Below are 10396 nucleotides of genomic sequence, written 5' to 3' on the forward strand. Positions count from 1 at the left end.
CCCTCATGAATCACATTCGCATCCCATACGCACCTCCCGTTAACCCGAAGCGATTGCCCTGGCCCGGCTCCGCCCGTCGATTGCCCCAAACGCATCGGCGGTTTATGTAAGGCCGCATGAGCGACACGACTTCACGCCTGACCGGCTGGATGGATCTTGCCAACCCGACGCGCTTCGTCGGGCTGGCCGACAGGGTCGTGCCATGGCTCGCGGCGATCGCCGCGCTTGTCCTCGCCGTCGGGCTCTATATGAGCTTCGCCGCGCCGGAGGATTTCCAGCAGGGCATCACCGTTCGCATCATGTACATCCACGTGCCTTTCGCCTGGCTCGCCATGATGTGCTACACGCTGATGGCGGTCTCGGCGCTCGGTACGCTGGTCTGGCGGCATCCGCTGGCCGATGTCGCGCTGAAATCGGCAGCCCCCATTGGCGCCGTCTTCACCGCGCTGGCCTTGATCACCGGCTCGATCTGGGGCAAGCCGATGTGGGGCACCTGGTGGGTCTGGGATGCGCGGCTGACCTCGGTCTTCGTGCTGTTCCTGATGTATCTCGGCATCATTGCGCTGACCCGCGCGCTCGACGACGCAAGCCGCGCCGCCTGGGCCGCCGCGATCATCACGCTGGTCGGCTTCATCAACATTCCGATCATCAAATTCTCGGTCGACTGGTGGAACACGCTGCACCAGCCGGCTTCGGTGTTCCGCATGGGCGGCTCGACCATCGATTCCAGCCTGCTCTGGCCGCTGCTGGTGATGGCGCTCGGCTTCACCGTGCTGTTCTTTGCACTGCACCTGATGGCGATGCGCACCGAAATCCGCCGCCGCCGGGTCATCGCCATGCGCCGCGTCGCGGCACGGCAGGCGGAGCAGCCCGCCAACTGACGCGTCGCGATCCTTCCCGCCGGCGTCGCGAAGTCGTAGATGGTCGCTCTCACCCCATCCGGCCGCGCGCCGCTACCGGCAGCGTTTCCAGCACCGTGTCACCCTCGATCAGATTGACCTCGTTGAACAAATTGGTGACGACGCAGCAATGGTCGGGCACGACGCGCACGCGTTCGCCGATGCGCAACTTGCCGTCGCCCGAAAGCGTGACGGTGCCGTGCTCCTCGCTCAAGCCCGTCACCCGCGCGCCCGGAATGCCGAGCAGTTCGCCGAAATCGGCGAGCCCGAGCGTATCGCTAGACAGTGCCTTGCTGCCGGCATCGAGGATGGCACGTGTTGCCGTGGGATGGCTGACCACCGTCGACAGCACCGTCAGCGCGCAATCGTCGAGGCTGCCGACGCCCTTGGCGACCTGGTAGCGGTCGAGATAGATGTAGGTGCCGGGACGATACTCCGTGACCACCGATGCCTCGCTCGAGCGCCAGATGTCCGGTGTGCCGCCGCTGGAGATGCGTTCGCAGGCGAGACCCGATGCGGCAAGCGTCTGCTTGGCGTCGGCAAGCCAGGCTTCTGCCTTCGCGGCGCGGCCGGCGGCCGGGTAGGTCATCAGCCCGCCGAAGGCGAGGCCGCCGGCTCTGTCGATCTGTCTTGCCAGCGCAACCGCTTCATCCGCCGTCTGCACGCCGCAGCGGCCCATGCCGGTGTCGCATTCGACCAGCACCGGCAGGCGATGGCCGGCATCGGTGAAGGTGGCGGCCAGCCCCTCAATCGTCTCCAGGCTGTCCGCCGTCACCGACAAGGTGATACGGCCATGCAGCGCCAGAAGCCGCTCCAGTTTGGCGCGGCCAAGGATGTTGTAGGGGAGAAAAATGTCGGCGAGCCCGGCGTCGGCCATCACCTCCGCCTCGCCTATCTTCTGGCAGGTGATGCCGACGGCGCCGGCTGCGACCTGCTTCTTCGCCCAGTAAGGCAATTTGTGCGTCTTGATATGGGGCCTGAGCTTCAGCCCGTTCTTGTCGGCATGGGCCTGGGCGCGGGCAATGTTGGCTTCAGCGCGCGCGGCGTCGATCAGGATCGACGGCGTGTCGAGATCATGGATGGTCGGCATCAGCTGTCACTCTGTGAGAAATCCGCAGCGGTTATGACCTCGAATGGGTGCGATGTCACGCGGCCAGCGGACCCGATCTGTGGTCCATGGGCCGGCGCAAGGCGGCAAATGGATCGACACCGGAACGGCGTTCGGCTATGCGATTTGCCGGACAAATCCATACGAAGGATCATGATCATGAAACGCTCCGCCATCAACGACATCATCCGCGAAGCCGACGCTTTCATCCGTTCGTTCGGCTACATCATGCCGCCCTTCGCCTATTGGTCGCCTCAGGAGATGAAGGCGCGCCAGGTCGACTCCGCGGCCGTGTTTACCTCGCGGCTCGGCTGGGACATCACCGACTACGGGCAGGGCAAGTTCAAGGATCTCGGCCTGTTCCTGTTTACCGTCCGCAACGGCCGCTACGAGGACATGAAGAGGGGCATGGGCATGCTCTATGCCGAGAAGATCATGATCTCGCGCAAGGACCAGCTGTCGCCGATGCACCGCCACAACATCAAGGCCGAGGACATCATCAACCGTGGTGGCGGCAAGCTGGTGCTGGAACTGTTCATGCACGATCGCGACGGCGGTATCGATCCCAAGGCCGAAGTGTCGGTGCCTGTCGACGGAACGATCCACAGGCTGCCGGCGGGTGGGCTCCTGAAGCTCGACCCGGGCCAGAGCGTCACATTGCTGCCCGGCGTCTGGCATGCCTTCTGGGCCGAAGGCAAGGATGTGCTGATCGGCGAGGTGTCCACCGTCAATGACGATCTCACCGACAATGTGTTTCGCGAGCCTATCGGCCGCTTTGCAGACATCGACGAGGATGTCGCCCCCGTGCACCTGCTGGTATCCGACTATGAGAAATGGCTGGGATAAGGGGCAATGCGGGCACGGGAATCGCGCGGGCAACTAGGATGTCGGGCCGTCCCCGTTTTGCCAGCCGGCTAGCTCTGGCAGGTCGTCAAGCCAACTTTTCTCCGTCATCAAGGCATCGCCGGCCTGCGGGTCGGTGGCGTTTTGAATGAGCCAGTCTATCCACTTCCGATAGGCAGCCGGGTCCAGCTGGGGCGGCAGCACCTTGGCCTTGGCCAGCATGCGTTTTCGGAAACTAACCTGCCTGCGGAGTTTGGTCGTCGTGAATTTGATTGCCTTGCCTTGGTATTCGACCGTCCAGCGCTCATCCCCATGGCTGGTGAGCCTGTCGATGGCGAAACCGACATCGACCGGCCTATCCCGCCAAGGAAGCTCGACGGCATTCTTCCTCAGATCGAGTGCCCATCGCCTGTAGTTGGTCCCGGCACGCTGGGGCGGCAGCACACCAGCCTGTTCGAGTATCTTCCGGCGGAAGGTAGGCTGCTTCTTAAGCTGGCCTGTCGTCAGCTCGATGCGATGCCCACGGAATTCGACGTGCCATCGGATCCTCCCATTGCCGAAATACTTCACCAGCCTGTCGACGACGAACTCGTCGTCAGCAAGCATCACGCAGCCTTGGCTGATGCTTTCGAGAATGAACTGGCTATCAGTGGGCATTATGCCGCCTCGTGCAGGTCAGATTGTAGAAAGGCCCGGCCGCATAGGCGATACCCCAATGCACAAAAGCGCAGTCGGGATCCGTTTCGAGTGCCTTCTCAAAGCGCTCCTTCCTCATGGTTGAAGCAGTAGCATCAGTTGAGGCCGATATCGAACCAGCGCTAGCTTTCCGCCGTGAGGGTGGAGATGAGGCGGCGGTAGGTGCCGAGGTTGGAGAGATCCATGAGGTCTCACCCAAGCCTTGGCCTTTCGGCGCCGTGACGCCCTGGACAGAGTCATAGCGATCAGTGTGTGCCGATTACGCGCGCCGGGCAAATGCATAGCGACTTTGCGGCCACATGAGGATGGCTTCCCGTGGAGCACGCTTCTTTCCGACCATTTTACGACCCTGAGTAAACTCATTCTCGAATGCAAACGCCCAGTTGAAGTTTAACCTTTTACGGCTACGGTCGGTCTTGAGCATACTCAAGATTCGCATGGCCGACGAAGCAGAAATCTGGAGACCGGGAAGTTTCACCAAGAACTTCAGCTGGGGTAGATCCTCGGCGGGGTTGCTGGAGCTATACGAAATCATTCGGCTTGGCTTCGACGGCCAGATGCAGGACGTTGCTCGGGAAGACTTCAGGAAGCGAGTGCGGTCGGCTGGCCGACCCGACTACATCCCCATCAATTTCTTCCTTTTCAACAAGACTGTTCGCGGCGTGGATTATCTCTGTGCCGATGAGTTGGTATTTCAGGCGATAAACTGGGATCATTCGAAGCGTTTCGACATGCTTGCCCTGTTCTCGTTCAATCTCAGCCTTGTGGGCAAATGGACGGGGGCGAGGCGGGAGCAGCGTCGGCCTGCCCTTTGGGCGAATGCCTACATCCGAGAGCGTGTAGCGGGAAGCCTGGATTGGAATACAAGGACGGTAAATGCCGACGACATTGAACGGTTCGTGAAAGCTGACTCACGTTATAGGGCCGAAACAACTCGGAAACTATCAACCAACCTCAACTATCTCTTCATCGGGGGCAGACTGCGTGACTTCCCGACGCCTCACATTGAAAGGTGGTGGGTAGACTGCCTGTTTCTCGCCCTGGATCGAATTGTCGAAGAACGCTTGCTCGATGAGGAATCTACATCGCCGTCTCAATATGTGCGTTTGCTGAACAGATATGGGTTTCTCCAACTGACGGGAAAAATCACGCTCGAAAAGGAGCTGGCTATCAGGCATCTCGTCGCCCTCTACGACGCCTGTGGCGGTCGGCAAAGGTTCTCAGAAGACGCGGTCAAAGACCGTACGAACACTCTGCTTCCGGATGTTGAGTACTTCGCGGCCAACGATCATCGCCCCAGGGGTGCGGTTCATAAGACAAATGCCCGTATCCTAAAAAGCATTCCTGCCGCGTGCGCCATGCTCGCAAGGTATGCTGGGTTCGAAGACTTGTCTCCGGACGAGCTTGAGGAGTTCGATCTAGAGGAGTTTGTGAAGCGCAGGACCCAAGTTGCGCTCGCCCAGCTGAAGGAAAACGGTGTGAGCCCGACAATGACCGCCGAAGAACTCATGAAATTGACGAGGGGGGAATGACGACTTTCCTGGATAGCAACATTGTGATCGCGCTCATCAACGACAAAGAGCCCAATCATGTTTGGTCAGTAAACGAACTCATTGTGAGGAAGACGCAGGGCCCGGCCGTCATATCGGATGTGGTTTATTCCGAGATCACTGTAACGATGAAGGATGTGGTCGAGGTCAACTCCGTGATCGAGGCGTTGGGGTTGGAGCGATACCCAACGAAGGACGCCGCCTTATTCCGGGCTGGACGCGCCTTCAAGGAGTACCGGGGCCGAACTAAGGGGCAGCAGAAGTCGGGAGTGCTTCCAGATTTCTTCATCGGTGCGATTGCCGAGGTCGAGAATGCGCCGCTGATGACGGACAACTCTCGCGATTTCGTTAGCTACTTCCCAGCCGTCGCGCTGATCACGCCACCTAAGGTTACGACTCCTCCTGCCGTCCTCCCCATCGACGCTCCTGTGTCTAAATGAAGCGCTCGTTGATCGCGTTTTTCGGCCTATGGTACTTTCGCCATACAAATCGCTCTCTAGGATAAGATGTTTCAGAAGCTCCTTGACCGCGACTTCCAGGTCGAAATCCATTCGCACGCTCGAGCTATACTGAGCGTCGATTTTCCAGATGCAATAGATGAGCTTGAGGACGCGATAGCGGGGTTGTCGATTCCGATTGAGGAGATCATTGGCTCCGGAGGCGGCGAGACGCAAGGGACCCAGCGCCTCCGGCGTGCGCTCGCCGATCGCGGATGGACGAAGCTGAATTTTACGGTCGAAAAGCGCATTAACGGTGTGGCGAGAGAAGCGATCTCTCACGAGATAGATCATGTGAAAATTTTTGAGGCGGGAGTGATCGCATGCGAGATCGAGTGGAACAACAAAGACCCATTCTACGACCGCGATCTTGAAAACTTCAAAAGATTACATGCTGATGGGGCGATATCGGTCGGCGTCATCATCACGCGCGGTACGTCTATGCAGGATCAAATGCGGGAGATGGTTTATCGTTTCACGCAGGAAAGGGCTCTGAATTCCCATGAAGCTGTCGAGGCATTCGGGATGGCCCGAACTGCCCGGCAGAAGAAGGAAGTCGACAAGCGAATCAAGAACGCGGGCATGTCATTCGAGGAAGCTTGGGCAACCCACTTTGTCTCGGACAAATACGGGGCCGCCACAACGCACTGGTCAAAGCTTGAGGACAGAGTCAATCGTGGCGTTGGTAACCCATGTCCCTTGCTGCTCATTGGACTCCCGGCAAGCATCGTGACATTCGATGAGAACATCGAGCTTGAAAAGATCGCCGACGAAGAACAAGCACTAATGAAAGAAGGTGTCGTTACACCGGAATGAGACTCACTCTGCGGCTATAACGCGGTCGGTGGCCGAGTTGTAGCCGTACGTCTTCCAAGTCGGCTCGTAGTCCTCACCCGCTTGATTACCCCAAGTGGCCCAACCGGAGCGCACGCCGCGGCCAAACATCTCAAGGTAGGGGCCTGAAGAGCAGCTTTCGATGAGAGGATATTGCTCATCCGGTTTGCGAGAATGCTCCCTCTTGCGGGAGGACAAATAGTTTACCTGTGACCGGCCAGGGTCTAGCGTACGGGCGTTCTTACCGCGCGTACCAAACAGAATGAGCTCGGTCACGTTTCTAAAGTAGAAACCAACACCGCGACCATCAGAACCGCCGTCTTTGCGAATCTTATGCCAAACGATGTTGGACTTGTACTGAAACCCCCAAGCTTTCATCACAGCTAAGCCGTCGGGAAGCAGGGCATTCGGGACCCAAAGGTAGAGATGCGCAGTCGGAGCGCATGCCTGCGCGACGGGTAGCGCCATAATGTCCGGCAGCGCCATAGTGCCATACCGGGAGAGCCGCTTATGTTCAGGAGCGACCTTCCCAGTGCGGTTGACGAATTGCCATGGCGGGTCCGCCATGATTGTTGCGAACTTGCGCTTTGCAGTAAATGTCAGGAAGTCGTTCGACGGTGAGGGATCGGTGTCAACTCGGTTGAGCATGATATCTCCTGCTGCCCACATACTTCCAAAAACACAGAGCAGGGCTCCGTCTGATAGAATCGAAAGTAGCGCCCCATGGTTAAGATGGGACTACCATATCCAGCTTACGTCGTCCTTGTGGAAACACAGAGCGCACATAGAATGCTCTCTGCATGTTCTCTTTATGTTCTATTTTTTGATTCCTGTCAACGCCATGATACGTTTCTGACAGATTGATCACGGGAATTTAGACAGTCGAGCCAACTGACTTAAGAGGATGATGTGGCTGGGGAACCTGGATTCGAACCAGGACTAACGGAGTCAGAGTCCGTGGGTCTACCGTTAACCTATTCCCCAGCAGGCAGGGTCATGAACCGTGCGGGCCGAGCGGCCAAAGCCGCTGTGAGCGCTGCCTTGTAGCCGCCAGCGGAAAATAGTCAAGCCTGCTGAGCGCTTCAAACGGCAGGTTTCGTCAGCCCGTTCAGATGCCGCGTTTCAAAGGTCGCGCCCGGCTCCGCGTTCAATCTCGTGCTCAGCTTTCTGTCCGGCTGAACTGCGAGCGCTCGAAGAGCAGCACGATGCCCAGGCCGAGGAACAGCGGGATGATCAGGTAGAACAGCCGGAACACCAGCAGCGCCGCCAGCACGCCGACCGGCTCCATGTCGGACAGGCCGGCGAGGAACACCACTTCGAAGACGCCGAGACCGCCCGGGGCGTGGGAGATCTGCGCGATCGAGAAGGAGACGAGGAAGACGCCCAGCACGACGAAATAGCCGGGATTGTGGGCCGCGGGCAGGGCAAAGAAGATGATCGCGGCGGCCGCCAGCAGTTCGATCGGGCCGATCAGCAATTGCCTGGCGACGATCGGCAGCGCCGGATAGTGCAGCTGAAAGCCAGCGATCTTCAGCGGGCGCAGATGCAGCCAGCTGCCGAAGATGTAGGCGGCGACCACGATCAGCATGGCGATGCCGGCTGCCTTCGACAGGCCGTGATGGGCAATGCCGGAAAACCGGTCGAGGATCTCAGGCTCGAAGACCAATACGAGGCCGGAGGCGAGAATCGTCGACAGCACGAAGGTGATCCAGCAGATCGCCACCAGCACGCCGACATCCTGGCCGCTCAGGCCCCTGGTGCCGTAGGCGCGGTAGCGGACGACGGCGCCGGAAAATACCGAGCCGCCGATGTTGTGCGACAGCGCATAGGTGGTGAAGGAGCAGAGCGTGACGAACAGCCACGAGACTTTCTTGCCGATATGCAGCAGCGCGATGTGGTCGTAGCCGGCGAGCGAGGCATAGGCGATGACCGAACACAGTGCGGCGAGTATCCAGCCGCGAGCAGGGATGGCTGATATGCCGTCCCAGACATCGTCGAGCGAAATGCCGCGCAATTCGTGCCAGAGCAGCAGCAGTGAGAAAATCACCGCCGCGATACCGACGACCGGCCAGAAATAGCGTCTCCAGTTCATTGACTGATTGCCATGCGTTGCGGGTCCGCTTCCTTTTCTGTTGGTGATGGGAGGAGACCGGCTGCGCCGGATTCTTCCACCCATTTCAGAAATGCCTCATTGAAGCCGGCTATTCAACCGCGAACGCTTTTTCGCGGCGGCAACCGGCAGGATTTGTCCTTCTTGCAAGCGGCTGAAAGGGACGCCGGCAGGCGTTGCGCTAGCAACCAAGCCTTGCGGACACATTACGCAATGCTCAGGGAATGGCGGTTTGCTGGCCCAGCCGGCAAAATTCGGCACGCGGCTCTTGGTGATCGGGCGCGGCACTGTTAGTCTGATGGCAACTTAAAACACTGAAGCGCCTGCTGCGTCCGTCATCGGTTCGCGCGGCGCCGGAAGGAACGACAGTGGAAGACCACGACACCGGCGCCGGCGCGCCGGAGGTGGGCGCGTCCAGCACTTCCCTGGGGTCATCTGGCCCGGGGACCGCCAGCTGGCAGCAACGCCGCCCGACGGAGCGCCGCTCCGCCGACGGGCAGGCGGGCGACGCGCCCCAGAAAGGCAAGCCCAAGAAACGGCGCAAGCGAAGGCGCGGGCGCAAGGTTTTTGTGCGCGACGAAGCGCGTCCCACGGAGAATCAATCGCCGGCGCCAGGCAAAACCAGTGCCCCGGCGGCGGAGGCGCACAGACCGGCGGAATCGGTGGCCTCGCCCGCAGCTGCGCCGGTGCGCTTCGAACAGGGCGCCCGTCGGCCGCCGGTGCACGAACTTCCGGTGTTTGCCGCGCTCGACCTCGGCACCAACAATTTCCGGCTGCTGGTTGCCGTGCCGACGCGGCATGGCCAGTTTCGCGTCATCGACGCCTTTTCGCGCATCGTCCGGCTGGGCGAGGGGCTCACCGCCAATGGCCGGCTCGGCCAGCCGGCGATGGACCGCGCGGTCGAGGCGCTGAAGATCTGCGGCGACAAATTGCGCAACCGCAAGATCCGAAAGGCCCGGCTGATCGCTACCGAAGCCTGCCGCACGGCCGACAATGGCGTCGAGTTCCTCGACCGCGTCGAGCGCGAAGCCGGCCTGAAGCTCGAGATCATCGATCGCCAGACCGAAGCGCGGCTGGCGGTTTCCGGCTGCGGCTCGCTGGTCGAGCGCGACACGCAAGGCGTCGTGCTGTTCGACATTGGCGGCGGCTCCTCCGAAATCGCTCTGATCGATCTCGCCGGCCGCCGCTCGCCAAGGCCCGCCAACCATATCGTGTCGTGGACGTCGCTGCCGGTCGGCGTCGTCTCGCTGGCCGAGCGTTTCGGTGGCCGCACGGTGACGCGCGAGATCTTCGCCGCCATGGTCGACGACGTCGCCGGCCGGCTGGCCAGCTTCGACGGCCGCGACCGGCTGAGCCATCTCAAGACGAGCCCGAATTTCCATCTGCTCGGCACGTCGGGCACGGTGACGACGCTGGCCGGCGTTCACCTTGACCTCGAACGCTACGACCGCCGCCGTGTCGACGGGCTATGGATGGACCGCGACAGCGTCGACCGCATGGTCGAACGACTGGTCGGCTGGGATTTCCAGCAGCGCTGTGCCAACCCTTGCATCGGGGCGGATCGCGCCGATCTGGTGCTGGCCGGCTGTGCTATCCTCGAAGCGATCCGCGCGGTATGGCCATCGGAACGATTGCGCGTCGCCGACCGTGGCCTGCGCGAAGGCATATTGAGCGAGCTGATGGCCGATGACGGCGTCTGGCGCAATGATGGGCGTGGCAGAGCATGAACCCGGAAGCGTTGCTTTGGTGAACAGTCGACCCCCCCACCCCCCCAGCAGCCGCGCCCACCCCACCCCCCGGGGCCCGGGGGCGGGGCTGCGGCGGGGCGGCCCGGCGTGGGCCCCCGGCCTCCCGCACCG

General features: G+C 60.8%; 10 protein-coding genes, 1 tRNA gene and 1 pseudogene. 6 read left to right on the forward strand and 6 right to left on the reverse strand.

The genetic code is table 11. The features are described 5' to 3' along the window. Window positions 1–116 precede the first annotated feature (116 nt). A complete protein-coding gene (locus NKJ06_RS32590; protein WP_352636189.1) occupies window positions 117–881 on the forward strand; it encodes a heme ABC transporter permease in 765 nt (254 codons plus the stop codon). A 49-nt stretch (window positions 882–930) separates the two neighbouring features. On the opposite strand, the gene NKJ06_RS32595 is transcribed toward NKJ06_RS32590, so the two are convergent. Next, window positions 931–1989: a D-TA family PLP-dependent enzyme gene (locus NKJ06_RS32595; RefSeq protein ID WP_352636187.1), complete on the reverse strand. Its 1059-nt coding sequence runs from the start codon at window positions 1987–1989 to the stop codon at window positions 931–933. Window positions 1990–2166: 177 nt separating this feature from the next. On the opposite strand from NKJ06_RS32595, the gene NKJ06_RS32600 reads away from it, so the two are divergent. Then, complete coding sequence (locus NKJ06_RS32600) at window positions 2167–2853, forward strand: D-lyxose/D-mannose family sugar isomerase (RefSeq protein ID WP_352636185.1); 687 nt, start codon at window positions 2167–2169, stop codon at window positions 2851–2853. A 33-nt stretch (window positions 2854–2886) separates the two neighbouring features. Here NKJ06_RS32600 and NKJ06_RS32605 read toward each other — a convergent pair whose 3' ends face one another. After that, window positions 2887–3507: a hypothetical protein gene (locus NKJ06_RS32605; RefSeq protein ID WP_352636183.1), complete on the reverse strand. Its 621-nt coding sequence runs from the start codon at window positions 3505–3507 to the stop codon at window positions 2887–2889. A gap of 16 nt (window positions 3508–3523) precedes the next feature. Beyond that, window positions 3524–3731, reverse strand: a pseudogene (locus tag NKJ06_RS32610) (hypothetical protein); the annotation flags it as partial. Window positions 3732–3983: 252 nt separating this feature from the next. Here NKJ06_RS32610 and NKJ06_RS32615 point away from each other — a divergent pair. The 3 genes from NKJ06_RS32615 to NKJ06_RS32625 all read left to right on the forward strand — a co-directional run bounded on the left by NKJ06_RS32615 (window position 3984) and on the right by NKJ06_RS32625 (window position 6409). After that, on the forward strand, window positions 3984–5078 hold the full coding sequence (locus tag NKJ06_RS32615) for a hypothetical protein (protein WP_352636181.1): 1095 nt from the start codon (window positions 3984–3986) through the stop codon (window positions 5076–5078). Then, window positions 5075–5536: a type II toxin-antitoxin system VapC family toxin gene (locus NKJ06_RS32620; RefSeq protein ID WP_352636179.1), complete on the forward strand. Its 462-nt coding sequence runs from the start codon at window positions 5075–5077 to the stop codon at window positions 5534–5536. Before NKJ06_RS32615 ends, NKJ06_RS32620 begins: the two co-directional genes overlap by 4 nt. Window positions 5537–5602: 66 nt before the next feature. Beyond that, a complete protein-coding gene (locus NKJ06_RS32625) occupies window positions 5603–6409 on the forward strand; it encodes a BglII/BstYI family type II restriction endonuclease (protein ID WP_352636177.1) in 807 nt (268 codons plus the stop codon). A gap of 3 nt (window positions 6410–6412) precedes the next feature. Here the strand turns inward: NKJ06_RS32625 and NKJ06_RS32630 are convergent, their stop codons facing one another. From NKJ06_RS32630 to NKJ06_RS32640, 3 genes are all read right to left on the reverse strand, one after another. Then, complete coding sequence (locus NKJ06_RS32630) at window positions 6413–7075, reverse strand: MT-A70 family methyltransferase (protein ID WP_352636175.1); 663 nt, start codon at window positions 7073–7075, stop codon at window positions 6413–6415. Between the two features lie 262 nt (window positions 7076–7337). Beyond that, window positions 7338–7411: transfer RNA gene (locus NKJ06_RS32635), tRNA-Gln, on the reverse strand. A 175-nt stretch (window positions 7412–7586) separates the two neighbouring features. Next, window positions 7587–8519, reverse strand: coding sequence for a lysylphosphatidylglycerol synthase domain-containing protein (locus NKJ06_RS32640; RefSeq protein ID WP_352636173.1), 933 nt, complete (start codon window positions 8517–8519; stop codon window positions 7587–7589). A gap of 386 nt (window positions 8520–8905) precedes the next feature. On the opposite strand from NKJ06_RS32640, the gene NKJ06_RS32645 reads away from it, so the two are divergent. Beyond that, window positions 8906–10264 carry a Ppx/GppA phosphatase family protein gene (locus NKJ06_RS32645; RefSeq protein ID WP_352812069.1) on the forward strand — a complete coding sequence of 453 codons (1359 nt, stop codon included), beginning with the start codon at window positions 8906–8908 and terminating at the stop codon, window positions 10262–10264. The last annotated feature ends 132 nt before the right edge of the window (window positions 10265–10396 follow it).

The organism is Mesorhizobium sp. M0293 (assembly GCF_040321735.1).
Lineage (GTDB): Bacteria > Pseudomonadota > Alphaproteobacteria > Rhizobiales > Rhizobiaceae > Mesorhizobium.

Coding starts and splice junctions, on each gene's coding strand:
- NKJ06_RS32590 (WP_352636189.1), top strand. CDS start 117: ATGAGCGACACGACTTCACGCCTGACCGGCTGGATGGATCTTGCCAAC.
- NKJ06_RS32595 (WP_352636187.1), bottom strand. CDS start 1,989: ATGCCGACCATCCATGATCTCGACACGCCGTCGATCCTGATCGACGCC.
- NKJ06_RS32600 (WP_352636185.1), top strand. CDS start 2,167: ATGAAACGCTCCGCCATCAACGACATCATCCGCGAAGCCGACGCTTTC.
- NKJ06_RS32605 (WP_352636183.1), bottom strand. CDS start 3,507: ATGCCCACTGATAGCCAGTTCATTCTCGAAAGCATCAGCCAAGGCTGC.
- NKJ06_RS32615 (WP_352636181.1), top strand. CDS start 3,984: ATGGCCGACGAAGCAGAAATCTGGAGACCGGGAAGTTTCACCAAGAAC.
- NKJ06_RS32620 (WP_352636179.1), top strand. CDS start 5,075: ATGACGACTTTCCTGGATAGCAACATTGTGATCGCGCTCATCAACGAC.
- NKJ06_RS32625 (WP_352636177.1), top strand. CDS start 5,603: ATGTTTCAGAAGCTCCTTGACCGCGACTTCCAGGTCGAAATCCATTCG.
- NKJ06_RS32630 (WP_352636175.1), bottom strand. CDS start 7,075: ATGCTCAACCGAGTTGACACCGATCCCTCACCGTCGAACGACTTCCTG.
- NKJ06_RS32640 (WP_352636173.1), bottom strand. CDS start 8,519: ATGAACTGGAGACGCTATTTCTGGCCGGTCGTCGGTATCGCGGCGGTG.